The organism is Streptomyces mutomycini, from assembly GCF_001700505.1.
Lineage (GTDB): Bacteria > Actinomycetota > Actinomycetes > Streptomycetales > Streptomycetaceae > Streptomyces > Streptomyces mutomycini.
Map to the genome: position 1 here is coordinate 84,869 of NZ_MAPV01000037.1, position 25,093 is coordinate 109,961.

At 69.4% G+C, this 25,093-nt stretch carries 20 protein-coding genes and 3 pseudogenes; 10 read left to right on the forward strand and 13 right to left on the reverse strand.

What is annotated here, in order from left to right; translation table 11 throughout:
- Window positions 1-50: 50 nt before the first annotated feature.
- Window positions 51-1,715 carry an ABC-F family ATP-binding cassette domain-containing protein gene (locus BFF76_RS06005; protein WP_031090643.1) on the reverse strand — a complete coding sequence of 555 codons (1,665 nt, stop codon included), beginning with the start codon at window positions 1,713-1,715 and terminating at the stop codon, window positions 51-53.
- Window positions 1,716-2,130: 415 nt separating this feature from the next.
- On the opposite strand from BFF76_RS06005, the gene BFF76_RS06010 reads away from it, so the two are divergent.
- Window positions 2,131-3,702 (forward strand): SMI1/KNR4 family protein, encoded by a 1,572-nt coding sequence (locus BFF76_RS06010; RefSeq protein WP_065847498.1) that lies wholly within the window; start codon window positions 2,131-2,133, stop codon window positions 3,700-3,702.
- A gap of 93 nt (window positions 3,703-3,795) precedes the next feature.
- On the opposite strand, the gene BFF76_RS06015 is transcribed toward BFF76_RS06010, so the two are convergent.
- The 4 genes from BFF76_RS06015 to BFF76_RS06030 all read right to left on the reverse strand — a co-directional run bounded on the left by BFF76_RS06015 (window position 3,796) and on the right by BFF76_RS06030 (window position 10,418).
- Window positions 3,796-4,914: an NADH:flavin oxidoreductase gene (locus tag BFF76_RS06015; protein WP_065847500.1), complete on the reverse strand. Its 1,119-nt coding sequence runs from the start codon at window positions 4,912-4,914 to the stop codon at window positions 3,796-3,798.
- A 245-nt stretch (window positions 4,915-5,159) separates the two neighbouring features.
- Entirely contained in the window at window positions 5,160-7,247 is a 2,088-nt protein-coding gene (locus BFF76_RS06020) for a serine/threonine-protein kinase (RefSeq protein ID WP_065847502.1), read from the reverse strand.
- 38 nt (window positions 7,248-7,285) lie between these two features.
- Entirely contained in the window at window positions 7,286-9,487 is a 2,202-nt protein-coding gene (locus tag BFF76_RS06025) for a protein kinase domain-containing protein (RefSeq protein WP_079122322.1), read from the reverse strand.
- 4 nt (window positions 9,488-9,491) lie between these two features.
- Window positions 9,492-10,418 (reverse strand): protein kinase family protein, encoded by a 927-nt coding sequence (locus BFF76_RS06030; protein WP_065847504.1) that lies wholly within the window; start codon window positions 10,416-10,418, stop codon window positions 9,492-9,494.
- A gap of 1,073 nt (window positions 10,419-11,491) precedes the next feature.
- Here BFF76_RS06030 and BFF76_RS06040 point away from each other — a divergent pair.
- Window positions 11,492-12,091 (forward strand): hypothetical protein, encoded by a 600-nt coding sequence (locus BFF76_RS06040; RefSeq protein WP_031090660.1) that lies wholly within the window; start codon window positions 11,492-11,494, stop codon window positions 12,089-12,091.
- A gap of 422 nt (window positions 12,092-12,513) precedes the next feature.
- Window positions 12,514-13,284, forward strand: coding sequence for a polysaccharide deacetylase family protein (locus BFF76_RS06045; RefSeq protein ID WP_031090661.1), 771 nt, complete (start codon window positions 12,514-12,516; stop codon window positions 13,282-13,284).
- 201 nt (window positions 13,285-13,485) lie between these two features.
- On the opposite strand, the gene BFF76_RS34535 is transcribed toward BFF76_RS06045, so the two are convergent.
- Together BFF76_RS34535 and BFF76_RS06055 are read right to left on the reverse strand one after the other, a co-directional pair.
- A complete protein-coding gene (locus BFF76_RS34535) occupies window positions 13,486-14,913 on the reverse strand; it encodes a PA14 domain-containing protein (RefSeq protein WP_051834488.1) in 1,428 nt (475 codons plus the stop codon).
- A gap of 685 nt (window positions 14,914-15,598) precedes the next feature.
- The gene (locus tag BFF76_RS06055) at window positions 15,599-16,180 is read right to left on the reverse strand and encodes a TetR/AcrR family transcriptional regulator (RefSeq protein ID WP_065847508.1); all 582 of its coding nucleotides are present in this window, start codon (window positions 16,178-16,180) and stop codon (window positions 15,599-15,601) included.
- 141 nt (window positions 16,181-16,321) lie between these two features.
- Between BFF76_RS06055 and BFF76_RS06060 the strand changes: the two genes are divergently transcribed.
- From BFF76_RS06060 to BFF76_RS06070, 4 genes and pseudogenes are all read left to right on the forward strand, one after another.
- The gene (locus BFF76_RS06060; RefSeq protein WP_065847510.1) at window positions 16,322-17,140 is read left to right on the forward strand and encodes an SDR family NAD(P)-dependent oxidoreductase; all 819 of its coding nucleotides are present in this window, start codon (window positions 16,322-16,324) and stop codon (window positions 17,138-17,140) included.
- Window positions 17,137-18,090, forward strand: coding sequence for a DMT family transporter (locus BFF76_RS06065; protein ID WP_065847512.1), 954 nt, complete (start codon window positions 17,137-17,139; stop codon window positions 18,088-18,090). Before BFF76_RS06060 ends, BFF76_RS06065 begins: the two co-directional genes overlap by 4 nt.
- Before the next feature lie 216 nt (window positions 18,091-18,306).
- Window positions 18,307-18,398 (forward strand): annotated as a pseudogene (locus BFF76_RS33545) (transposase); the annotation flags it as partial.
- A 170-nt stretch (window positions 18,399-18,568) separates the two neighbouring features.
- Window positions 18,569-19,060, forward strand: a complete 492-nt coding sequence (locus BFF76_RS06070) for a GNAT family N-acetyltransferase (protein WP_031090670.1) — start codon at window positions 18,569-18,571, stop codon at window positions 19,058-19,060.
- A gap of 260 nt (window positions 19,061-19,320) precedes the next feature.
- Here the strand turns inward: BFF76_RS06070 and BFF76_RS06075 are convergent.
- Window positions 19,321-20,109: pseudogene (locus tag BFF76_RS06075) on the reverse strand (DUF234 domain-containing protein); the annotation flags it as partial.
- A gap of 9 nt (window positions 20,110-20,118) precedes the next feature.
- On the opposite strand from BFF76_RS06075, the gene BFF76_RS31000 reads away from it, so the two are divergent.
- Window positions 20,119-20,352 carry a cellulose binding domain-containing protein gene (locus BFF76_RS31000; RefSeq protein ID WP_244167232.1) on the forward strand — a complete coding sequence of 78 codons (234 nt, stop codon included), beginning with the start codon at window positions 20,119-20,121 and terminating at the stop codon, window positions 20,350-20,352.
- A 93-nt stretch (window positions 20,353-20,445) separates the two neighbouring features.
- Window positions 20,446-20,655 (forward strand): annotated as a pseudogene (locus BFF76_RS34805) (hypothetical protein); the annotation flags it as partial.
- Between the two features lie 285 nt (window positions 20,656-20,940).
- On the opposite strand, the gene BFF76_RS06080 reads toward BFF76_RS34805, so the two are convergent.
- The 5 genes from BFF76_RS06080 to BFF76_RS06100 form a co-directional block, all read right to left on the reverse strand.
- Window positions 20,941-21,264, reverse strand: coding sequence for a hypothetical protein (locus tag BFF76_RS06080; RefSeq protein ID WP_031090671.1), 324 nt, complete (start codon window positions 21,262-21,264; stop codon window positions 20,941-20,943).
- Complete coding sequence (locus BFF76_RS06085) at window positions 21,261-21,626, reverse strand: hypothetical protein (protein WP_031090673.1); 366 nt, start codon at window positions 21,624-21,626, stop codon at window positions 21,261-21,263. The genes BFF76_RS06080 and BFF76_RS06085 overlap by 4 nt, the downstream gene beginning before the upstream one ends.
- Window positions 21,627-21,655: 29 nt before the next feature.
- Entirely contained in the window at window positions 21,656-21,850 is a 195-nt protein-coding gene (locus BFF76_RS06090) for a type II toxin-antitoxin system Phd/YefM family antitoxin (protein WP_031090675.1), read from the reverse strand.
- A 372-nt stretch (window positions 21,851-22,222) separates the two neighbouring features.
- Window positions 22,223-22,624: a hypothetical protein gene (locus tag BFF76_RS06095; protein ID WP_031090677.1), complete on the reverse strand. Its 402-nt coding sequence runs from the start codon at window positions 22,622-22,624 to the stop codon at window positions 22,223-22,225.
- Window positions 22,621-22,869 (reverse strand): type II toxin-antitoxin system CcdA family antitoxin, encoded by a 249-nt coding sequence (locus BFF76_RS06100; protein ID WP_031090678.1) that lies wholly within the window; start codon window positions 22,867-22,869, stop codon window positions 22,621-22,623. Before BFF76_RS06100 ends, BFF76_RS06095 begins: the two co-directional genes overlap by 4 nt.
- A 300-nt stretch (window positions 22,870-23,169) precedes the next feature.
- Between BFF76_RS06100 and BFF76_RS06105 the strand changes: the two genes are divergently transcribed.
- Complete coding sequence (locus BFF76_RS06105; RefSeq protein ID WP_031090680.1) at window positions 23,170-24,996, forward strand: DUF262 domain-containing protein; 1,827 nt, start codon at window positions 23,170-23,172, stop codon at window positions 24,994-24,996.
- Window positions 24,997-25,093: the final 97 nt, after the last annotated feature.

The following is a 25,093-nucleotide window of genomic DNA, read 5'->3' on the forward strand; positions in this document are numbered from 1 at the left end:
GTCGGGGCGGGTCCTGGACTGCGACCCGCACCCTTCCAGTACACCACCGGTCACACGATCGCGTCGGGCGCACCCAGCAGCTCGCGTACCTCCTCCGCGCCCAACTCCGTGAGCTCCTCCCCCACGAGCAGCCAGCGGGTGATGCCGACCGACTCGAGGAACGCCAGATCGTGGCCGGCGATGATCAGCGCGCCCTCGTAGGACCCGAGCGCGCTCGTCAGCTGCCGCACACTGGCCAGATCCAGGTTGTTGGTCGGCTCGTCCAGCATCAGCAGCTGCGGGGCCGGTGTGGCGAGCATCGTCGCCGCGAGCGCGGCGCGGAAGCGTTCACCGCCCGAGAGGGTGCCGGCCGGCTGCTCGGCGCGCGCTCCCTTGAAGAGGAACCGGGCCAGCTGCGCCCGGATCTCGTTGTCGGTGGTGCCCGGCGCCGCCCGGGCCACGTTGGCGGCGACGCTCAGCCCGTCGTCCAGCACGTCGAGCCGCTGCGGCAGGAAGCGGAGCGGCACATGGGTCCTTGCCTCGCCGCACCCAGGCGCGAGCTCCCCCGTGAGGGTGCGCAGCAGCGTCGTCTTCCCCGCCCCGTTGCGGCCCACGAGTGCGATGCGTTCAGGCCCCTGGACGTGCAGCGAGCCGTCGCGCAGGGTGCCGAACCGGGGGGTGAGCCCGTGCGCGCTCAGGACCGTACGGCCCGCGGGGACGGCGGTGTGCGGGAGCCGCACCCGGATCTCGGCGTCCTCCCGGATCGCCTCCGACGCGGTGTCCAGCCTCTCCTGCGCGTCCTGGAGCCGGTCCTCGTGCATGCCGCGGAGCTTGCCCGCCGCCTCCTGGGAGGACCTCTTGTGGGCCCCGGCGACGATCCTCGGCGCACGCCGCTCGGAGTCCATCTTCTTGTTGTGCCGCTGGCGGCGGGCCACCTTGGTCCGGGCTTCCTCCAGCTCGCGCCTCTGCCGGCGTACGTCGGACTCGGCGGCCCGCACCATGCGTCCGGCGGCCTCCTGCCGGGTGGCCAGCGCCTCCTCGTAGGCCGACCAGCCACCGCCGTACCAGCTCACCGAACCGGCGCGCAGATCGGCGATGCGGTCCACCCGTTCCAGCAGGTCACGGTCGTGACTGACCACGACGAGCACACCGGAGCGCCAGGAATCGACGGCCTCGTACAGCCGGCGGCGCGCGAACACGTCGAGGTTGTTGGTCGGCTCGTCGAGCAGCAGGACGTCGGGGCGCTCCAGCAGCAGGGCGGCCAGTCGCAGCAGCACGGTCTCGCCGCCGGACAGCTGTCCCACGGTGCGGTCGAGACCGATACCGCCGAGGCCGAGCGACCCCAGGGTCGCCAGGGCCCGCTCCTCGACGTCCCAGTCGTCGCCGACCGTCTCGAAGTGTGCCTCGGCCGCGTCACCGGCCTCGATCGCGCGCAGCGCCGTACGCCGCTCGGTGATGCCGAGGGCGTCCTCGACACGGAGGTCCGTGTCGAGGGTGAGGTCCTGCGGGAGGTGGGCGAGGCGCCCGCCGACGCTCACCGAGCCCGCCGAGGGCTTCAGCCGGCCGGCCAGCAGCCGCAGCAGGGTGGACTTGCCGGAGCCGTTGGTCCCGACGAGTCCGGTGCGGCCCCGGCCGACGCTGACCGACAGATCGTCGAAGACCTCGGTGCCGTCCGGCCACCGGAAGGACAGGGCGGAGCAGCTGAGGGACGCGGCGGGGGTGGTGGGTAGGTTCATGTGGTCCTCGCAGTCACAAGCGTGTGAACAGTGGCTTCGTATGCGAGCACCACGCGGCGACCGGCCGGGAGAGGAAAGGGGTGCGGTCCTCCGGACTACGGGGGACGGCTCATGCACCGAGGTCGCATCCACGCGGGCGGATCACGCGGCGGCAGGAGAGCCGACAGGGCGTGACGGGCTACGGCAGGGGCCGTACCGCGCGATGATCGCGGGCCTCAGATGCGCAACGTCCACCTCTATCGGAGACGACAGGACCCAGAAACTGTACCCCGGAGCCGGCCGCGGCGGGCCTGATTTTCCGGGCGGGGTCACCATGCGGCCCGTCGACCCGGGGCAGGCGGGCGGAGGGGCCCCGGCACGGTGTCGGTGGGTGCTGGCATGATCGCCGGAACCAGCGACGGACGGGGAACAGAGCATGGTGGAGCAGGCGGTACGGCCGGTCGCCGAGGTGATCGCGGCGAAGGCGCCCGACGGCTGGACCGACGCGGTGCTGCACTGCCAGGGAGGCCGGGACGGTGCCTCGCTGAGCGGTGGTTACCGCTGCGGGGACGGCTCCTGGCGGTCCGGACTGCCGCGGCTCTGGTCCGAACTCCGTTCCCTGACCGAGGCGCTGAGCCAGGACCACGGCTGGGAGGCCATGAGCCTGGAGCTCAGGACCCGGCCGTCGGGGGAGTACCGGCTCGTCGCGTCCGACGACGCCGTCCACCGGGTGACCGGGACGGGGCGGGGTTTCCGGGCGGTCCTCGACCCCGGCCACCGGCTGACGCGGCCGGGCATGCGGCAGGAGCCCGGCACGGCCGGCCCTGCGGGCGACCCGGAGCTGGCCGTGGCCCGTTTCCGCGCCTACCTGGAGCGGCGCTCCGCCGTCCTCGGACACCCGGAGGAGCTGCCCCCTCCCGCCACCGAGGACGCGATCGCCGGGACCGAGGCCCGTCTCGGCCGGCGTCTGCCCGCCGATCTGCGTGCGCTGTACAAGATCGCCGACGGCGACCACACCGACCTCGGACCGCGCTACCTGTTCCAGGGGAACACCTGGCTGTCGCTGGAGTACCTCGTCAAGGCGAGCACCGGCTACGGAGCCGCCGAACAGCCCTGGTCCGGCTGGGGGCTGGAGTGGGACGCCGTGATCCTCGACGCGGATCCCGCCGAGACCGTACGCCGCTGTGGAGGGCACCCCGGCTGGCTGCGCTTCGCCTCCGGTGAGGACGGCAACTACCTTGCCGTGGACACCGCCCCGGCCCGGCACGGCAGGCCGGGCCAGGTCATCCGTACCGGCCGCGACCACAACAGGGGACCCGGTTACGTCGCCGATTCGGTCACCACCCTCCTCGGCCACTACCTGGAACTCCTGGACCAGGGCGCCTACGCGACGGAGGACGACTACATCGAGCTGCTCGAACCCGGCCGCGCACGCGGGCGCCGGCCGGACAGCGGCAGCCTTCCCGACGACATCCCGCCCGGCCTCCAGAGCATCCACGTCATCGACGCCACCGGCCCCGTCGACCTGGCCCCACTCGGCGCGGCCCGCAGCCTCCGCCGCGTCCACCTCAACCGAGCGGCCACCGCGGACCTGACGCCGGTCCGCGAACTGCCGGTCGAATCCCTGCGCGTCACCCTCGACGGCGGCGATCTGACCCCGCTCGCGGGACACCCCCACCTCGCGTCCCTCGAACTCGCCACGACCGCCCCGGCCGATCTCACCCCGCTGCGCACCGCTCCCCGCCTGCACGGTCTCGACCTCGCGGAGGCCGAAGTCGCCGAACTGGCCGTCCTGTCCGAACTCGGCGGCCTCCGCTACCTCTCCCTCACCCGGCGCCAGTGGGACGCGTTGCTGAACGAGGACAGGACGCCACCCGCCCTCGCCGCCGCCTGCCTGACCGATACCGACTCCACCCTGGACGAGGCCCTCGCCTGGGCGGCGCGCCTCGGCCTCGACACCGGGAGAGCCTTCCGCCTCACCGGCACCCTGGAGAACGGAGCCGGGTGACCCGCGCCCCTCGTCGGGGCGCGGGCCGCGCCGGAGTACGCCCATGGGGGCGCGCCGGGTCGTTCACCCGCCGTGTCCCCGCTCACCTCCCGGTCAGCGCAGGGTCTTCAGCATCTCCGCCCCGAACGGAGTGATGTCCTCCGTGCGCCCGCGGAGGGTCTTCGCGGCCCACTCGGGGTCGGCGATCAGCGCACGGCCGACGGCGACCATGTCGAACTCGTCGCGCTCCATCCGGTCCAGCAGCTGGTCGATGCCGGTGACCGAGGAGCTGTTGCCCTGGAAGGCACCGAAGAAGTCACCGTCCAGGCCGACCGAGCCGACGCTGACGGTCGGCCTGCCGCTGATCTTCTTCACCCACCCGGCGAGGTTGAGGTCGGTGTCGTCGAACTCCGGCAGCCAGTAGCGGCGGGTGGACGCGTGGAAGACGTCGACGCCGGCCCCGGCCAGCGGTGTGAGGAGGGTGTCCAGCTCCTCGGGCGTCCGGGCCAGCTTCGCCTCGTAGGCGTCCGTCTTCCACTGGGACATGCGGAAGAAGATCGGGAAGGCGTCGGACACGGCCGCGCGGCACGCCGCCACGATCTCCGCCGCGAAACGGGTGCGCGCGACGATGTCGCCGCCGTAGGCGTCGGTGCGGCGGTTGCTGCCCGACCAGAGGAACTGGTCGATCAAGTAGCCGTGAGCGCCGTGCAGTTCCACCCCGTCGAAGCCGAGGCGCTCCGCTGCGGCCGCCGCGTCCGCGAACGCGGCGATGACGTCGTCGAGGTCCTTCTGCGTCATCGCGCGGCCCTTGGGCTCGCCGGACAGGGACACACCCGAGGGGCCGACCGGCTCCGCGCCGGCCACGGGCGGGGCGCCCTCGGCGCGCGTGACACCGACGTGCCACAGCTGAGGGATGACAGCTCCGCCCTCCCGGTGCACGGAATCCACGACTCCTGCCCAGCCCGCGAACGCGTCCTCGCCGTGGAAGAGCGGGACCCGGTCGCTGGTGCCCGCGGAGGCGTGGTCGACGTAGGTGCCCTCGGTGATGATCAGCCCCACGCCGCCGGCGGCCCGGCGGGCGTAGTAGTCCGCCACGTCCTGGCCCGGGACGCCGTTCGGAGAGAACTGCCGGGTCATGGGCGCCATCGCGATCCGGTTCCGGGAGGTCAGTCCACGGACCGCGAAGGGGCGCGAGAGGGCGTCTGCTGCACGGCGGGCATTCTCGTCTGTCACTGCGTGTCCTGTTCGTCGGGTGGGGGCAGGTCCATCCCTCGCCAACACGCGCCTGCCGCTCCGGCATCCCGGCACCGGACCCGATGTGGCCAAGGTCTCCCGGCGGCGGAGTGCGACCGGGCGCCCGTGCCGCCCCGGAACGGCAGAAGGCCGGTCGGCGTCGAAGGGGGCCGGGACCGGACCGCCCGCCACGCCGGCATCCGCCGTCCGGCGGCGGACCGTGAGCCCGGGAGGCGGGCGTACGTTCAGAACACCGGCAGGGCGACGAGCGAGCCCTTGTTGAGCAGGAACACCCGGTTGTCCGCGCCGGCCGCGTGCCAGGGACCGTCCGACTCGGGCTCGTACGTCCACAAGAGGTCGCCGTCCGATTCGCTGCCGGGGGTGTTCCCGAAGGCCGATACGCCTGACGAGGTGCCCCCTTCGATGATCCAGAGGGTGTGTCCCTGGACGACCGGTGGCGTCCGGGACGGGAGGGTGCCGTCGAGCCAGGAAATGTGTCCGTCATCGGTACCGGACGCCTTGTCGACCCGGTAGAGGCGGCCGTCATCGATGGCGGCGATGAAATCGTCGGTCGTCACGGGAGAGCCCCACCCGTCCTGATCGGGGTTCAACGACTGCGACGACGCGGACCAGACCTCGTCCCCGGTCTCCAGGTCGAGTGCCAGGAGAGACTTCCCGCCGACGTAGACGATTCGTTCCTCGATGGCGGGGGTGAGCGCGGTTCCGGCATGTCCGCCCAACTGCCAGGCCACGTCGCCGGTTGCCGAGTCGAGGGCGAAGTACTGCCCGTCCGCTGTGCAGACGACCAGCCGGCCCGGTCCGGCACCGGCCACGGCCGCCGGGTCGACGGAGATGCCCGCTGGAGCTCCCGCGGTCCAGCGGACCTTGCGGCCCTCGGTGTCGACGGCAGCCACCTCGTCGTCGTTCGTCAGGAAGTACACGAGCGACGCGTCGGGTGCTGTGGCCAGAAGTTTCTGCGCGCTCGCCGGGACACTCCACCGCTGCTCACTGGTGGACGCGTCGAAGGCGAGGACGTTGCCGGTGGCGTCGGCTGCGACGAACTGTTCGTCCGTCAGCCGCAGGACGCCTGCGGACGGTGACACCCGCGGAAGCGTCCACTTCTGCCGGCCGTCGGTCACCCTGTGCGCGGTGATTCCTCCTGACAGGCCGGCGATCATGACGACGTCCCGCACGGGCAACAGCATGGACGCGCTCGGAGCGGCAGCCTTCAGGGGCCCCCACAGCGGCGTCGGCGGCACACCGCGCTCGTACTCGCCGGATGTCAGCAGCTCCGCCGGGGCGGCGTCCGCCGCTTCGGGCAGATCGGGACCTCTGTTCAGCCACCAGGCCGTTGCGCCTCCTCCCACTGCCAGCACCGCTCCGCCGGCGGCGAGCGAGGTGAGGAAGAGCCGCCGGGACGGCCTCACCCCCGGAACGGTGGTGCCCGACGCAGTGGTGAGCTGATCCGTCCGGGCCTCGTGCTCCTTGATCTGCCTGCCGAGGGTGCCTTTCCTCCAGAACCGGTCCGCACCGCGAGGGGGTGTGAATGCCTTGACGACCGCCGAGGGGTGCGGACGGTGTGCGGGCTCCTTGGCCAGGCAAGGGGCGATGAGGGCGCGCAGCGCTTGCGGCACGGCGTGGAGGGCGGGGCTTCCGTGCACCACTTCGTACTGCACGGCCGCGACATGCGCACCCTCGTACGCTCGCCTGCCGCTTGCCGCGTACACCAGTACCGCACCGAGGGAGAAGACGTCGGCCGACGGGCTGACGCGCTGGCCCAGGATCTGCTCAGGTGCCCCGTATCCGGGGGTTGCCGGTGCCTGGCCGGTGGTGGTGAGGGTGAGGCCGTGCTCGGGGCGGGCGATGCCGAAGTCGATGATGCGGGGGCCCGAGGAAGTGAGCACGATGTTGGCCGGCTTGAGATCGCGGTGGATCAGCCCCACCGCGTGAATCTCCTGCAGGGTCGATGCCAGGGCTCCTGCCAGCGCGCGTACGCCGACGTCGTCCAGCGGCCCGTGGTCCGTGATCGCCTGCTCCAGCGTCGGCCCCGACAGGTACTCGGTGGCTATCCAGGGGCGCCCGCCCTCCGTCTGCGAGCCGACGACGCGGGCCACGCCGGTGCTGGTCACCGCCTGCGCTGTGCGGGCCTCGCGCAGGAACCGCTGGGCGAGGTCGCGGTTGTGCGCGAGTTCCGGACGCAGCACCTTGACGGCCGCGAGGCGGCCGGAACTGTCTTGACCTGCGTACACCTTGCCCATGCCGCCCTCGCCGAGCACTCCGGCGATGCGGTATGGCCCCAGCCGGATCGGGTCGCCGAAACCGAGAGGTTGCATGGGGTGAGCCGAGCCCTTCGTGGTGATGAGGTGGGGAGCTAGGAGGAGGCAGGACCCGCAGGCTCCAGCGGAAGAGCGACCATGGGGCCTTCGCCGACGCCGATGAGCAGCCCCGCCGTGATCAGGGCGGAGAACCGGTCGAGGCTCTCCGGGTGGAGCCAGGCGGTTTCGTGGGTCCGCAGATCGATCGCGCGGAGCCCCGCCGCACAGTGCTTGTAGACGTACTTGTCCCCGACAGTGGGAGCCACCTTCAGCTCGTGCCCGGACGCCACGGGATTCTTCTCCCGCCACAGCAGCGCGCCGGTGTCCGCGCTGATGGCCACGAGAGCCCGCGCTCCCACTGCTTCCACCGCGTAGACGACTTCGTCCCGCACCGTGGGAGGGCCGTACGCGGTCACGTTCTTTCCCTGGTACCTCCAGGCCTCCCCGCCATCAGCCATGCGCCGCGCCCGCACCGCGTCCGACGCCGTGTAGAGGTGCTTGTCATCCACGGCGATGGGATTGCGGGCGGCATCGTCGGCGTTGAGACCGAGGGGCGCCCGCCAGACACCGGTTCCTGTGCGCGTGTCGACGACGAGTACGTCGACCCCGCCGGACTCGGTACGGAAGAAGAGGACCAGGTTCGATCCGTTCGCGCGCACTCCGGTCACCCAGGGGTATTCCCCGGGGACGGCCTCGTCCAGGATCAGCTCGGTGCGCCTCCTGCCCGTCGAGAGCGAGAAGGAGGCGATGAGCCAGCCCCGTTCGGGGCCGACGCCGCTCGACTCGTCGGTGTCTTCCTTGCGCACCCGCGCCGTGAGCAGCCACGCGACGTCGCCGTCGATGCCGAGCAGCTGATTTCCCACCAGCTTCCCGTTGTACGCCTTCGCGCTCACGGCCGGATCCATCAGACTTCCGTCCTCGAGGTCGATCTGCGCGATGTGCAGTCCCTCTCTCGGGTACAGGGAGTAGTCCACCGCGAAGAGCCTCTCTCCGTCCGTGGCCACGTCCCAGGAACTCAGCACCGCGTTGCCGGACCACAGGTTTCGTCCGCTCGACGCCTCGACGGCGCTCACCCCGGCCTCGGTGGTCACGATCAGCTTGTCGCCGACCACCAGCGGACGCCCCAGCTCAGCGGGTGCCGCCGTTACGACGTTTCTCCGCCACAGGGCGGCAGGAGCGTTGCCGGAGTCCGTGGACTTCGGTGTGTCCGGGTCCCGCTCTCGCGTCGATGCCCACACAGCTGCGCCGATCGCTGTCGTGGCCAGCAGCGAACTGCCTGTGATGTTGAAGAGCCTGCGGCGGCTCAAGTCGGGCGCGGCGGTGACCGGGACGGTCTCGGCGACTGGGTGACCGGCGGGAGCGGGAAGCCGTTCCGGCCGGTACTGCCAGACCGCCGATGCCCGCCGGGCTATTTCTGCCAGCAGCGCATCGGGCAGGTGGTCGGCGAAGTGGCCCTGACCGCCGTGTAGCCGCGCGACGAGGTCGTGGGTGGTGGGCCGTCCGGCCGGGTCCTTGGCCAGGCAGGGGCCGAGGATCGGGGCCAGGGCCTGGGGGAGGCCGGTGAGGTCCGGGTCGGAGTAGCGCACTCGGTAGAGCAGGTCCGCCGGCTGCCCGGTGCCGAACGGCCCGTGGCCCGTGGCGGCGTGCAGCAGCACCCCGGCGAGGGCGAACACGTCGCCCGCTGCCGTGTGTTCCTGTCCGACGGCCTGCTCGGGGGACATGAAGGCAGGGGTGCCGGCGGCCGAGCCCGTGCGGGTGAGCCGGTCGTCGCCGGACGCGCGTGCGATGCCGAAGTCGATGATCTTCGGTCCATAGGCGGTGACCATCACGTTCGAGGGCTTCAGGTCGCGGTGGACGATGCCGGAGGCGTGGAGTTGGGCGAGGGCTCCGGCGAGTGCGGCGCCCAGGGCGCGCACGGACTCCTCAGGCAGGGGGCCGCAGAGATCGACGGCGTCGTCGAGGGGCGGGCCGAGGACGTATTCGGTGGCGAGCCACGGGGCGGGCGCCAGCGGGTCGGCGTCGACGACTACGGCGCCGTGGTGGCCGCCGATGATGCGCGCCGCGTCCGTCTCCAGACGGAAGCGGGTGCGGGCCGCCGGGTCGGACGCGATGGACGGGTGCATGGTCTTCAGAGCGACGGTACGGCCGCTCGCCGAGCGAGCCAGGTAGACGGTTCCCATGCCGCCGTGGCCCAGCCGGGCGAGCAGCCGGAAGCCCGCCAGGCCGGCCGGGTCGTCATGGGACAGGGGGGTGAGCATCGCGTCAGTTCCCGGCCGTCCGTGAGATCGGAGTAAGGACTTCCGCGGCGAGGACCTCCGCGGACTGGCGCGCGATGGCCGCGATCACCCGGCTGGGCAGCCAGCCCGGGCCCAGCAGCGCACCGGACGGGTCCAGGACCGTTGCCATGGGGGTGGACGCCGCTCCGGCGAGCGTGCTCAGCACCTCGGACGCGGTCGGCCGGGCGGCGGCGTCGCGCGTCAGACAGCGCGTGACCGGCGACCGCAGTGACGGGGGAAGTTCCGAAGAGTCGGGGACCGTGTGGCCGGTCGCCGCGTATGCCAGGACCGCACCCAGTCCGTAGACGTCGCCGGGTGGCCGGGGCCGCCCGCCCGACGCCTGCTCCGGGGCCAGGCTGCCGGGCTCGAGCCCGGGCAGGCCGGTGCGCCGCTCGCCGTCCGGGGCCGCCGTGCGGACCGCGCCGAAGCAGCTCAGACGCGGCCCGTCCCAGGCGAGGAGCACGGAGGCGGGGGAGAGACCGGCGTGCGTGATGCCGACGGCGTGCGCACCCGCGAGCGTCTCGGACAGGGCCGCCCCCAGGGCCCGGACGGTGCGCTCGGGAAGCGGGCCGCCGTGTACGGCGAGCGCTACCGGGAGCGGGAGTACGGGAAGGTACGGAGAGGCGTACCAGGGGGTCTCGGACGGGGCGGCCAGCTCTGCGACCGGCAGCACCCACGGGCCGATGAGCCGGCGGGCCGCGTCGGCCTCGACGAGGAAGCGCCCCGGATCGGCGCCGTCGAGCGGCGCGCTGACGATTACCGTGCGGTCACCGTCCGCGCTACGCCCGATGAACCGGCGTACGGCGACCGGAGGTTGGCCGGGGCCACTCGGATCGATACGGGTGATGAGGTGGTACGGGCCGATCCGTCGCGCCCTGTCCGGGCGCGAACTTTCCGTGTGCACTCGTTCCATTTGCGAATCCCCCCACCCGCGACAGCCGCCAGATGAGACTACCGGCGTGACGGTGCGGCCGGACGGGAGGGCTGGTACGGGGGCTCAGTACCGGCTTGCCGACTCGGGGTGAGGAAGGGACACGTCTGCCGGGCCGTGGCACCCGCAACGGACCCGGCAGCGGAACGGAGGCGGCGATCAACTCGTAGGCGTTGGAGGGTGTCGGCCCTGCCGAGTCGCCGGACGCATCGATGGGTCAGCACCTCCGGTGCCACCAGGCCGACTCCGGATCTGACGCGGGCTCATGATGAGTCCGCATGAGCAGCACCGTGTCCAGGCGCTCCGTCTGCGAACGGAGTTCGGCGGCAGCCCGCGGCGGAAGCATGAACAGAGCCTCTTCGAGCTTGTCCCGTGCCCAGCCCTCACCGCAGCACGAGCAGGCGAACTCTGTCTCCCACCGACTCCAACGGCGCTCGGCGCCGTGGACACGCACGGACCAGACGCTCAACGCCAGTGCCACGATGCCGGGAGACAGCCGCTCCCGTTCGAGCACACGGACGGCGGCATTCGCAGCCCCCGACAGGCCCGGGACATCGCGGTACCGCACCCAGGGACTTCCCCGGCCGCGTTCCCGCGGTCGAAGTGAAGCCGGCGATCTACGTGGCACAGCCCCTTCGGACGCAAGTCATGGAGTGCGTTCTTTCGACAGTCATGTTCCGGCGGACAGGATTCCGCACGAGGAGGGGACATGGTCGCAGGTTGTCGGGCAATCGCATAGCCCGGATGCGGCGGAGGCGTCTGCGTACATCGGCTCAGGTGCACGACACCGTGGGCCGACAGGGGCCGATGCGACCGGTCTCCTCGTGGGTGTGCCGGTGTGCCGGTGGGTCTCTTGCCTCAGCAGGTGCGGGCGGTCATTTCGGGAAGATATGCAGCATTTGTTGGTCCTTATGGTCGACGAACTCACGCTCCAAATGTTCCCTATTATCGTGGCGGAAAGCGCAGCCCAGGGAGCGTGCGTAAAGGGAGTGGCTGCTCGTTTTCGTGATATAGTTCTCATGGATTTATACGACGCCACGAAAAAGGGGAACGGCGTGAATACCGAGAAGGTTACGGCTCGACGTCTCACGGTCGGAGAGGTATCGGAACTGGGCCTCCAGGACGGCATTTTCGTCTCGGCAGAGATGGATGGCCTTCCTCTCGACTGCTATGCACCGGCTTTCCTCACGGAGCCGGGCAAGAATTTCGAGGGAGGGTCCTTCGTCGCGAGGACGATCTTCGGCAGGGAAATTCATGTTCTCCCCGACAATGTCGAAGAGTGCGGGATCTGGGTTGCCGACAAGGCGGGTGAAGAGATCGAGGTTCTCCAGAGCGCCGGCGTTCTCCTGAACCTCGCCCTTTTCGTGCCGGACGGGAACAAGGACTCTTTGGACTCGCTCTACTCCGCCGCACGGGATGCGTTCGGCGCGGGGATCGTCCAGCGTTGGAGCGAGGAAACCGTCGCGGTGCCGGACGTCAAGGTCGACCTGTACGAGGAGCCGGCCCGGGGACGGAAGAACACGAACAGCCAGAACCGCGACCGCCGCGCCCTGGACATCTACCCGACCCGAGTGCGGTTCCTGGAGCCCAGCGACGGCTGGAAGTTCGTCGTCGAACCGCACAAGCAGGTCGTCGATGACACACCGACGATCTGACCTGATGGCAGGTTAGGCCTCTATCCGTCGCGGGAGCCCGTCAGCTTGCTGGCGGGCTCCTTCGTGTCTTCGGGCCTGTGGACCGGCCGCTCGACTGCCGCCCGGGTGAGCCGCGGGCCCTTCGGGCGGCCGGTCAGGCCGTCTTCGCCGGTCTTGGCTGCCAAGGCGCCCGTCGTGCCTGCTCGTGGGGCACTCGACGAGGGCGCGACGGCCTCCGCCGGGACGCGCACGGATCATCGTCTGCTGCCCTCACCGGTACTTCTTCCAGTTCGTTGCGCCCCTCGTCTGTCGCGGAACTCCTGCGTTTGTCGGCGGCTTCCTGCGGGTTCGTCCGAGATCGGTAACAAGGGGATCTCGTAGGGGCGTTCGTGTGACTTCATGGGACCAGGGCATCGGCGGAGGCAGCAAAGGGGCGGGCGGACATGGCGAGGCACAAGGGACGGGCATGGCACGGCCGGCTTCTCGCGGCGGGGCTCGGTGTGACGGTGCTCGCCGCTGCCGCCTCGGTGTGGACCGCACAGGCCGGCCCCGCCGGCGGACGGCAGCCGCAAGCAGGTGTCTCGGCGCCGGACGCCCGGTCCCAGGAACAGGTGGCGGAGGACATCGCGCACGCCTCCGACCGTGGCGCACGGGGCGTCAACATCACCATCGACGACGGACCGGACCCGGTCTGGACGCCCCAGGTGCTGCAACTGCTGAAGGACAGCGGTGTGAAGGCCACGTTCTGCATGGTGGGCACGCAGGCCCGGGCTCACCCGGACCTGGTCAAGGCGGTCGTGGCGGCCGGACACCGGCTGTGCAACCACACCGTCTCGCACGACACCACCATGGACACCAAGTCCGAGGCCTACCAGTCCCAGCAGATCCTGGATGCCGAACGCATGATCACCAAGGCGTCCGGCGGCGTACGGCCGCAGTACTACCGGGCCCCGGGCGGTGCTTTCACCCCGTACAGCCGGCAGCTCGCCGCGTCCCGGGGGATGAGGCCGCTGGGCTGGAACGTCGACTCCAAGGACTTCGAGCAGCCCGGCGTGGACACCATGGTCGCCACTGTGAAGAGCGAGATCTCAGGCGGTCCGACCGTCCTTTTCCATGACGCGGGAGGAGACCGCTCCCAGACCCTGGGCGCCCTGCGCGAGGTGCTGCCCTGGCTGAGGCAGCAGGGGTACTCCTTCGGCTTTCCCGTGCGGTGAGTGGACCGCCCCTTACTTCCGCGTCGATCCGGCAATGAGGGGGTCCGGAGTCGGCCTCGTTGCCACGGGCGCCGGGGTGAGGTTGTAGCGGCCACCGCGGCGCAGCAGGTCGTCGTGGTCCCCCGACCGGCCGCTGCGCATACGACAACGGCCGGCCAGACGTGGGTGGTTGGTGCCAAAGGGGTGTGTTCCCCGTGACCGTCAGCCCACCGGCACGGTCACGGCACGGATCTCGCTGTACGGCGAGTAGTTCCCGGCCGCGTCAAAGGTACGTGCCCTGTACTCGTAGGTGCGCCCGTCGGCGGGCAGCGGGTCGCAGATGGTGGCCGTGGCGCCCAGGCGCGGATCGTAGCCCTTGTGCAGGACGACCCACCAGGTGTCCGAGCCCGCTGTGCGGCGCTCGATCGCGAGGCCGGTGAAGTCGCGGATCGGCGCCGGCGTGTAGTCGGTGGCGGTCGCCTGTATGCCGCTCGCGCAGGAGCCCAGGGTCAGCTCGGGGGCGTAGGCGGGGCCGATGCGGTCGGGGATGTCGAGCCAGAGCTCGTGGGCGGCGGTGGCGTCGAGCCAGCCCGGGTTGTATGTGGTGGTGCCGCCGTCGTTGGTCACGAGGACGCGGTAGTGGCGGGTCTCGCCGTCGGCGGTGACGGGGGCGGTGGTCCAGGTGCTGCCCCTGGTGGTGCCCAGCGGGACCCAGACGTAGGAGCCGTCCACCTTGTCGTTGCTCAGGACCGTGTAGTGGTCGAAGTGCGGCTCGGTGTTGAGGGGCCAGTTCAGGATGACCTTGCCGGTCGCCTTGTCGTAGGTGCCGGTCAGCGAGGTGACGACGGGCAGTGGACGGACGATGGTGTCCGTGCTGCCCGACGAGGTGTTGCCCGCCTTGTCCTTGGCGCGAACCTCGTAGTAGTAGGGCGTGCGGTCGTCGGGGTTCACGAGGGGGTCGGTGTGGCTGCGCGCGGTGGTCGTGGTGACCCTCGTCCAGGTGCTGGAGCCGACGGGCCGCCGATAGAGGGAGTAACTCGCCAGGTCCATCTCCTTGTTGGCGGACCAGGAGAGGGTCGTCTTGCGCGTCGTGGTGTTGTAAGCGGTCTTCACGCCGGTGGGGGCCAGTGGCTTCGTCTTGTCGTACGTGGCCGAGGTCCGGGGCCCGTAGGTGTACGTGACCTTCGCGGCGCCGGTCCAGTTCACGTAGTCGACGCGGAGGGTGTGCTTGCCGGAGGGGACGGTGAGGTTGACGCTCTTGGAGCGGGCGGTGTCCCCGGTGCCCTTCCACAGGTCGATCTTGCGGACGCCGTCCAGGTAGACGCGGACACCGTCGGTGGCGGAGGCGGTGAACGTGAAGGGGCCTCCGGAGCCGAAGTCGCGGGTCACCGACCAGCGGACACCGAAGTTGTTCGACGGCACACCGGACACCGGGGCGCCGGACCAGCTCTGGCTGATGGCGCTGTCGCAGTCGGTCTTCACGGGGGAGCCGGAGAACGAGGTGTTCTTGTAGAACGTCCGCTTGTAAACGTTGGTCGAGCAGGTGACGTCGGCGGCTGCCGCCTGCGGGGCGGAGACCAGCAGGCTGCCGAGGACGACGGCGGACATGGCACCACCGGTCCGGGCGGCGACGAGACTCTTCAGGTGCACGGGGGCCTTTCGCGCTGTGCGGGCAGAACGTACAGCGTGGAGACCTGCGAGGCGGGAGGAAGGTTGCACGGCCTGCCCGGTGAGGTGAACGAGCGCGGAGGCGGTCGCGACGCCGGCTGCTTGATTCGGGACTTGTCACCTCGCCCCCGCCCACCGGTACTTGGAACGTTCAGCGAAATGAGCTTCGAGGTGGTGGGACCGCTCCGGAGCCGATGGTCCGGGGGTGCAGTGCGGTTCGGCCGAAGCCGTGGAGATCGCTGTCGAGTCGTGTGCGGTGGTGGAGCCGGATCGAACCACTCGCCTGGTGCCTGTGGTGACCGCTGTCCACCCCTGTGAGTGGGCACGGAGTGCTTGTGCCGTGCCGGCCGGTCTCCGCCATGGGCAGGTCGAGGGGGTGAGCGCTGTGGAAGCCCTTCTCCCCGGTCTCTCAGGCCCACTGCTGCCCCCGTGCGGTCCCTCCCCACAGGGCGCTGCAGAAGGTTCGCATGGCGGCTTGCCAGCCGGCTTGTTGGTGGTGGTTGATGGCAGCGACGGCCTGGTCGAGCTGGTCCGCCCGTCGACGCGGTGATGGAGACGTTCATCCAGCTGCGGCACGGGGCGTTGTGGTGCTGCTGCTGCTGCCGTCCGGTGTCGGTGGCGGTACGGATGCGGTGTCCGGCGGTGGTCACCCGTGTCCGCGGCGAGCTCAGGTGCGTGGGCCCGCTCCGTGCAGCAGGGTGTCGATGACGCGGGCGGCGAGGGTGTCGGTGTCGATGCCGGTATCGTCCGGGCTTCCGCGCAGGGACTCCCCGAGGAGCGCGTAGTAGACCCGCCGTACCCAGTGGAGGTCGGCTGCCTCGTCGATGAGCTTGTCCGCCCGGGCCCGTTCCAGCACTGTGATGCAACGTCGGCCGATGTCCTCGTGGAGGGCGGCCGCTTCGCTGCCGGGATCGGCCGGCAGTTCCAGGGCGAATGCCCAGGCGCCTTTCACCTCGAGCACATTGGCCGTGATCCGGTGCAGTGCCACCAGGGGAGGGGCTGTGTCCGGCCGGCCGTCCTCCACGGCTTCGACGAGCTGGCGGGCGGCTGACGAAGCCAGGGCGTCGATCAGTGCCTGCCGGTGGGCGAACCGCCGGTGGATCGTCGTCCTGGCCACCCCCGCCGCGGCCGCGATCTGCTCCATCGACGCGCCGGGATCCTTGGAGAGCACGCGTTCGGCTGCCTCCAGGATCGCGCGCACACTGCGCTCCGCGTCCGCCCGCAACGGCCGTGCCGCTGTCTCACTCATGGCGCCTCCCGCTCATCTGCTCGACTTCGAAACGATACACCGCTGGGCCACCTCTGGATTAACTGCATCGGATCTGTTGCAGTTATGTGGAGAGTAGGTACTCTTCAGTCCTAGTTCCTCGTTGAGTGAAGGAGATTTCCTGTGCACAGTGCAGCTCTCATCACCGGTGCCTCATCCGGACTCGGGGCGGAGTTCGCCACGCAGCTCGCCGCCCGCGGACACGATCTGATCCTGGTGGCGCGTTCCGAGGGCAGGCTCACCGCCCTCGCCGAGCGCCTCGCCGCGGAGCACGGCATACGCGCCCACGTCCTGGTCCAGGACCTCGCCGAGCCCGATGCGGCCCGGCAGATCGCCGGCCGTCTCGCCGCCCGGGGCCTGAGCGTCGACCTGCTGGTCAACAACGCAGGATTCGGTACGTGCGGTCGCTTCGAGGACATCGCCGCGGACCGTGACCACGACCAGCTGATGGTCAACGTCGTCGCGCTCGTCGACCTCACCCACGCACTGCTTCCCGGCATGCTGGAGCGCGGCACGGGCGCAGTGGTGAACGTCGCTTCCACCGCGGGCTTCCAGCCCTCCCCGTACTTCGCCGTCTACAGCGCGGCCAAGGGCTTCGTGCTGAACTTCGGCCTCGCCCTGCGCCAGGAGTACCGCGGGCGCGGCATTCGCGTACTCACCCTGTGCCCCGGCCCGGTCGACACCCCCTTCTTCGAGGCCATCGGCACCCGCAAGGCGGCCGTCAACGGCTCGATGACCACACCGGAGCCGGTTGTACGCGCCGCTCTGCGCGCACTCGACCGCGACCGCGGCTACGTCACCCCCGGACTCGGCAATGCCCTGGCCGCGCATCTGCTGCCGCGCCGGCCGCGCACCCTGGTCGCCGCCATTGCCGAGCGTGTCACCCGTAAGGTCCTCAGCCCCGCGGGCGCCGTCCCACGGCCGAAGGAGTACGCGGCATGAGTTCCTCCGCCGTTCCGGCCGCGGGTGCTGCCGCCGCGATGCTGCTCGTCGGCACCTCGACGGCCGTCTCCGCGACGATTGCCGACTACCCCGTCTTCAGCGGTCAGGCTCTGCGCTACGCGCTCGCCGCGGCGATCCTCCTTGCCGTGGTACGCCACCGCCGTTTACCTCGCACCGACCTGACCCTCCGTGACGTCCTGCTCCTTCTGGCGCTGGCCGCCACCGGCCTGGCGGGCTTCAACATCTTCCTGGTCGAAGCCACCCGGCACGCGAGCCCCGCCATGATCGGCACTGTGGTCGGAGCGATCCCCATCGTCCTCGCACTCGTCGGGCCGTTGACGGAACGCCGTCGGCCGGCCGCGCGCACCGTCGGCGCCGCGGCTGTCGTGACCCTGGGTGCCGCCGTCGCCGCAGGGTTCGGCGGTGGCAGCCTGCACGGTGTGCTGCTGTCGCTGGGAGCGCTCGTCGGAGAGGTCGCCTTCTCGCTGCTCGCTCTTCCCCTGCTGCCCAAACTCGGCCCCATGAGAGTCGCCGCCTATCCCGCGGCGCTGGCCGTGCCCATGCTGCTGGCCGCGAGCATCGTCCTGGACGGTACGAGCTCCCTCCGCCTGCCCACCCCCACCGAAGCGGCCGCCTTCGGCTACCTCGGTGTACTCGTCACAGCCACTGCGTTCTTCCTCTGGTACGACGCACTGCGCCGGCTGGGCGCCGCACGCGCCGGACTGTTCGCCGGACTCGTCCCGGTGGGTGCACTGGTCACCACGGTCGCGCTCGGGCTCGGCGAGGCGGGCCTCGCAGATGTTGCCGGCGCCCTGCTCGTCGCCGCAGGTGTCCTGATCGGTCTGCGGCAGCCTGCGCCGACCGGCGTTGCCGAGGGGGCCGGCCGTCGTGTCTGGCAGTCCCGAACCGAAGACGAGCGGCGGGTGCCGGAGTCGTTCGGACGCCAGTAGCGCAGGCTGAGCAACCAGGTGCACGGCACTGAGAACTGTCCGCGTCGCACGGTGAGGTGTGTCCAGTGCAAGCGTCCTCAGGAGCAGGGACGTCGAGTGTCGAGTGCGGCGGGAACGACCGCGTGCGAGCCCCGTACGTCAGAGGTTCGAGACCGGCGGCGTCGTCGCTCATGCTCGTCAGTACGGCCCGTCTGGCCGCGTATGCAGCCGGTCGTCAAGCCCACGGCGTTGATCATCGATGACACCGGTTCCTCAAGGACGGGGACGCGTCGGCTTGCGTGACCCGGCAGTACACCCGCACCGCGGGAGATGGCTACGGTCTCAGAAGCCGTAGCCATACCGATCATGGAGTCTGTCGATCGAACGGGAGTCGCGATCGGGTGATCGCGCGGGCCCTGCCCGTAATGAGAACAGGGCCTGGCGATATACGGGAAAATCCAGGGGAGCGGACGGCCGCGCGCTGCTACGGTCGGGCGCCATGAGCTGGCTTCCCGATGACTTCGTCCACCCCGTCCTGGTACCGCTGCCGGACGGTGGTCATCACCTGCGGCCGATCCGGGAGGCGGACACCCCGCTCGACTATCCGGCTGTGATGGGTTCGCGCGAGCGGCTGTGGACCATCTTCGGCCCGGCCTGGGGCTGGCCCGCGGCCACCATGACCTACGAGGCCGACCAGGCAGACCTGTTGCGGCACGAGAAGGAGATCGCCGCACACCAGTCCTTCAACTACGCGCTGTTCAACGCGGCGGAGACAGCTCTGCTCGGCTGCGTCTACATCGACCCACCGGAGAGGGCCGGCGCGGACGCCGAGATCTCCTGGTGGGTGGTGGACGAACTGGAGGGCAGCAAGGTCGAGCAAGCCCTCGACGCGCTGGTGCCACAGTGGATCGCCGCCGACTGGCCGTTCGAGCAGCCACGCTTCCTCGGCCGCGAGATCTCCTGGTCGGACTGGCTCGCCCTGCCGGAGTAAATGGTCTAGACACCAAACAGGTCCTGATCTCTGACCAGGGTTCGTCGTGGAGCGGGTGACGAGAATCGAACTCGCGCTCTGAGCTTGGGAATCAACGGTTCTTGAGAAGGCGAAGCCGCTCTGGCCTGCATGTTTGGCGGGTGCGGGTGCGGGCAAGGTCGGTGCGGTCTCTGGTAGCAGTACTTGTCCGCTGCTGTCCGCTCCGAAGGGCACGGATGGGGCACGAACGCGGTTACTGCCGGGGAGCGGCCCTTGGTGTGTCACGCCCAAGCGGTGATGAGGTCGTCCGGGGCGAGGTTGATGATGCCGTTGGCGCTGCTTCCGCTGCGGGCGACGGCGAGCAGGGGGGTGGAGTCGTCAGTGCCGGGCAGTTGTGAGCGGTGGGTGACGAGGCGGGCGAGGTCGCGGTTGTCGAAGGGCTTGTTCTCCAGCCACTTGATGGATCCGACGAGGGTGATCTTCTTGGCGATGGGGGAGCGGTCGGCGCCGACGAGGTCGATTTCGGGGTCGTTGGTGCGGGTCCAGTAGCCGCCGATCACGTTGGTGGCCTCAGGCAGCCGGTCGTCGGTCAGACGCCACAGGGCCTCGCGGATCACAGGTTCGACGGCGCGGCCCCGCCAGGACGTCCAACTGGTGCGGATCGACTCGAGTACACGGTCTCCACGCCCGCGCTCGATCATGGGGATGCCGGACCCGATGAAGGAGAGCCAGAAGCGCAGGTACGGATCGGCGACGTGGTAGCGGCTCTCACGGCTCGGCCTGGTGGACAGGGGAAGGTCGGCCGCCACCATGCGTCGGCTGGTGAGGAGTTCCAGGGATCGTTTCACGGAGCCTGGATTGAGGTCGCCGGCTGCCCGGCCGATGAGGGTGAAGGTGCGTTCCCCGTGTCCGATGGTGCTCAGTACGGTGCGAGCCTGTGCCTCGGTGGGGAATTCGGCGGCCAGAGTGCGCTCGCCACTGACGAGGAGGGCGGATGTCGGACGGACCAGTGCCTGTTCCAGGTAGTCCCAGAGGGTGGCACCTGGAGGCCATTCTTCAAGGATGAGCGGGGCATTCCAGTGAGCGGCTGGACACTGAAGTTCCCGCTGGCACTCGGGCAGACCGTCACCTCCGACTGGAACACCGATCTCACCCAGGGAAGCAACACGATCACGGCCGCCAACACCTCGCACAACGCCACGATCGCTCCCGGCGCGAGTATCACCCTCGGCTATCTCGCCGCCCATACCGGCGACTCGTCGCCACCGCCGCGCTTTACGCTCAACGGGGACGCCTGTGCGGTCGGCCGCTGAGATCAGCTGCTGCGGCCGGTTCTCGTCAGCGCGGTTCCGGAGGATCATGAGCGACTCGGCTTCGAGGTCAGGGACTCGCTCCGAGGCCGCGCTCAAGACACGATGGTCCGCGCGGGGCAGTCGACCGAACGGGCCGCGCTGATCTGCCAGCACTCCGGCACCGACCGGCAGCGTGAGGTGGCCGCCGGCCTCGCCCAGCTCGTACGGGCACGGCGTGCGGCGGCGGAAACGCAGGCAACTGGCACGGATGTGGCACGCGACACCTGGACAGGTTCAGACAACAAGCAAGACCCGGGTCGATGACCTGGGCCTTGGTCGTGGAGCGGGTGACGAGAATCGAACTCGCGCTCTGAGCTTGGGAATCAACGGTTCTTGGACCGTCGAAGGGGCTTTGAGCTGCACTTTCGCGCTGGACGAGGTGTATAGCTACGGTCTCGGGGAGCCGTACCTGACCGCTGTTGTCCGCTCTGCTGGGCACGGATGGGGCACGTCGACGGCGGGTCATCAGGCTGAGGTTCTGTGCTGGAGCGGCTGGCGGAAAACGGAACGGAAGCCACCTGTGCTGCAGACGCTCCGGTGGCGCAGACGTCAGGCCCAGAAGGCTTCGGTGACCACGATCTGTGGGTCGGCGTGGCGCCGCATGAAGGTGTAGATGAGCCAGCCGCGTCCACCGGCCAGGTCCACGATGTGGGGGCCGCCGGGGCTTGTAGAGGCCAGAGGTCGGACGGTCATCCAGTGTGGGAGCGAGGCATCGGCGTCGATTCCCCGGAAGTACGGGTCTTCGGCTGTGATCAGTTCCGCACGGGCACTCATGACGAGGTCACTGCCTTCGGCGGGCATGTTCTGGAAGTCGTGCTGCGCCTGCTTCGTCCAGTCCATTTGCCAAGGCGGCCGAGGTGGTTCGTCGATCACTCTCCGGGCTTCCTCTCAGCGGCTTCGTGTCGGAGGCGGCTGTACTCCTCCAGAAACCGGATGGACTCCTCGGGGTCCTCGGACTTGGCGGCGCGGGCTTCGAGGTCGCGAAGGTGCGAGTCGAGGACGGGATCCCTGGCGATGGCGTACTGCGTCCACCACAGGCGCATGAAGGCGGGCACGGGGGTGATGTTGAAGGCGTCGCCGATGACGCGCTTCCAGTGCGCCTCAAAGTCCGGCAGGAGGTGCGGAGTGTGTTCCTGAATCGCCAACCGAAGTGCTTGAGGCGTGTGTTCGGGCATGGGCGGCAACCGCAGGGGTTCCCCCTCGTACCCATCGAAGTGGAGTGCGTGGGCGGGCATGGTTCGTGCTCCTTGGTGTGGAGGGTGGGTCAGGCCGCCTCGCGTCGGTCCTCGTGCGACTGGTGCCCGTGGGCCATCTGCTCGAACCACTCGGCCGGCACCAGGTAGGCGACCGTCTTTCCCTTGCGGGTGATGGCGGCGGCCTCGCCGGCGATCCGGGTCCGGTCCAGGATCTCGCCCATCCCCTTGCGCAGGTCGATGGTTGTGTACGTCTTCGTCTCCATGTGCTGAAGCATATAGCAACTATCATAGTTGACATATGTGCCCGTGGGGTGCGGCGGCTGGAGGAAGCCAGCAGGCGCATCGGGTGCAGAGCGGGCGCGGGTGCCTGATCGGGCTTGTGGCAACAAAAAAAGCCCCCGGCCGCTGGCCTGGGGCTTTCGTGGAGCGGGTGACGAGAATCGAACTCGCGCTCTGAGCTTGGGAATCAACGGTTCCTGCAATGTTGGAGGGGCTCTGACCGGCGATTTCGCTACGGGCAGGTGGATGGCTCCCGGTCTCTGGGAGCCGTATCTGACCGCTGTTGTCCGCTCTGCTGGGCACGGATGGGGCACGAGAGCTGGCAGTGCGACGCGTGCTCCGGGCGGGCCGACTGGTCAGAGGGGGACGATGCGGACTTGGTTGGCGCAGAGCTTGGTCATGTCATCGCTGTCGGAGGTCAGCAGGGCGACGGGTTTCGGCTGGTGGAGCGCGACCTCGGCGACCGTGGCGTCAACGGCGTACTTGTGCCCGTGCAGCCCGGCGCCTTTGAGGAGCTCAGCCGCCGCTTTCGCCGCCTGCTCGGTGACGGGCTCCACCTTGACACGGGACAGGGCCCAGTTGAGGCGAGGCATGTTGGTGCGGGAGTGGGTGACTTCCACGATGGTGTTGGCCCCGATCACCAGGTCGGCTCCCATGTCGTGGAAGACCTGCAGCATGGCGAGGAGCTTGCGGTCCTGCGCGACCCAGGCGGACAGTCCTTCCGAGTCGAGGACGACGGTCTCGATGCGCTCGCTCACGCGGCGTCTGCGCCTTTGGAAGAGCCGGCGGAGCCGAAGATCCTCGCGCGGGCCTCGGCGAGCTCCTCGTCGCTGAAGCCTCCATGCTCTTCCTCGTGCCGGCGGAGGTCGTCGCCGAGCAACTGGTGCCGGATCTGGCGGGCCACGGCTTCCGCTACATAGCCGGAGACGTTGTCCGTGAGCTTGCGGAGCTCCGCCACCTGGTCGCTGGGGAGCGTGACGGTGATGCGAGTCGTTGAGGACATAAGTCAAGCATACTAGAGTATGCGGGATGCCGCTGCGCGGTGCTTCGGCTGCTCGTCGAGGGTAAGCGTTGCTTTCCCGAAAGGTAAGCGAAAGGGCTCTAATAGCCCCCTCGAAGTCACGGCTCCGGCCACCCGGGGCAAGAGGAGACGTGTATCGGTCCTGAGCCGACGCAGCGCGACGGCCCTTGGCGAGGTGGCAGGCGCCAACCCCCTGGCAGCTCGAATTTCAGCACTGACCTCGTGCTCACCCCACCACCGGTAACCTTTCGGCAGCGTTCAGTGTCGAGGAGGGGGTGGGTCGTGACTGAGCAAGCATTCGGGATCGACAAGATTCAGCTGGTCAAACTGCTGCGGCGAGTGGCCGAGGGCGAAGCACAGTTACCGGAGTTCCAGCGCGGCTGGGTGTGGCCGGATCACAACATCATCGGCCTGCTCGCCTCGATCTCTCGTGGATACCCGGTCGGCACCCTTATGTTGTTGCAGACCGGTGGTGACGTCCGTTTCAAGTGTCGCCCGGTCGAGGGCGCCACTCCGCCCCCGGGCACCGAACCGGACACCCTGATTCTCGACGGCCAGCAACGGATGACCTCGCTCTTCCAGTCCCTCATGCTTGGCAAGCCGGTCGAGACACAGAACCAGCGTAAGCAGCGGATCACCGGCTGGTTCTACGTCGACATGGTCAAGGCTCTCGACCCTCAGGCGGACCGTGAAGACGCCATCCGCCTTCTGCCGGCGGACCGGGTGGTCCGCAGCTTCCGTGGCGATCTCATCGAGGACTACTCGACCCCGGAGAAGGAATACGCGGCCCGGCTCTTCCCACTCTCCCAGCTCTTTTCCAATCGTGATTGGAGCTACGGTTACGAGGACTACTGGAAGGATCAGGGGCAGGACGGCCGCAAGTGGTGGCGGGACTTCGAGGAGGCATTCGTCCGCCCCTTCGAGCTCTACCAGGTGCCGGTAATCGAACTAGGGAAGCAGACCGAGAGGCAGGCTGTCTGCCAGGTCTTCGAAAAGGTCAACACCGGCGGCGTCACCCTCACCGTCTTCGAGCTGCTCACCGCCACATATGCCGCCGAAGAGTTCGACCTGCGCAACCACTGGAACAACGTGGTCCGGGCCGCGTGGAAGGCGCCGGAGTACCGCGTCCTGAAAGAGGTTGCCAACACCGACTTCCTGCAGGCCGTCACCCTGATGGCCACGGCTGCCCGGCGCGCCGATGCCGCTACCGTCGGGATTGACGAAGAGCGTCTGCCGCGAATCGGCTGCAAGCGCAAGGACATGCTGGAACTGGGTCTGGGCGAGTACCGCCGCTTCGCACCACTGGTCGTCAAAGGCTTCAAGGACGCGGCCAAGTTCCTCCGCCAGCAGTACCTCTTCGACACCAAGTTCCTCCCCTACGGCACCCAGCTGATCCCTCTCGCCGCGATCCTCAGCACGCTCGGCGAACAGGCCGAACCGGCCGGTGCACAGCAGAAGCTGGCCCGTTGGTACTGGTGCGGTGTGTTCGGCGAGCTGTACGGCGGCTCGACGGAGACCAGGTTTAGCCACGACCTCCCCGAAGCCGTGAGTTGGGTACGTGGCACTGGGGCCGAACCGCGCACCATCCGCGATGCCCGGTTCAGTGAGAGCCGCCTGCTGACATTGCGCACCCGCAACAGCGCCGCCTACAAGGGCATCTACGCACTTCTGATGAAGGAAGGCGCCGTCGACTGGCGGACTGGTGAGAAGACCGAGATCACCGAGTACTTCGCGGAGGCCGTGGACATCCACCACATCTTCCCGCAGGCGTGGTGCGAGCGGGAGAACATCGCCCGGGGCACTTACAACTCAATCGTCAACAAGACCCCGCTGACCGGACGTACCAACCGCATCATCGGCGGGACAGCGCCGTCTGCCTACCTTGCCAGGCTCGCGAAGAACGCCGAGGTGGACGCGGACACCGTGGCCAACCATATTCGTACCCATCTGGTTGATCCCGCGCTGCTCGCCAAGGATGACTTTGCGGGCTTTTTCGAAGCACGGCAGCATGCTCTGGTCGAGGCCATCGAGACGGCCACTGGCAAGGCGGTCGTCACTGAGGACGGATATCCCGCAACCGGTGTGGTGGACGAGGGCTACGAAGACTGAGTATCCCCCGGTGCCGTGGCGGCCCCTCTGCCCGAGCCGTATCGACTACTCGCCGATCGGACTCCTTGCCATCAACCGCAGCCGACGCACGGACAGG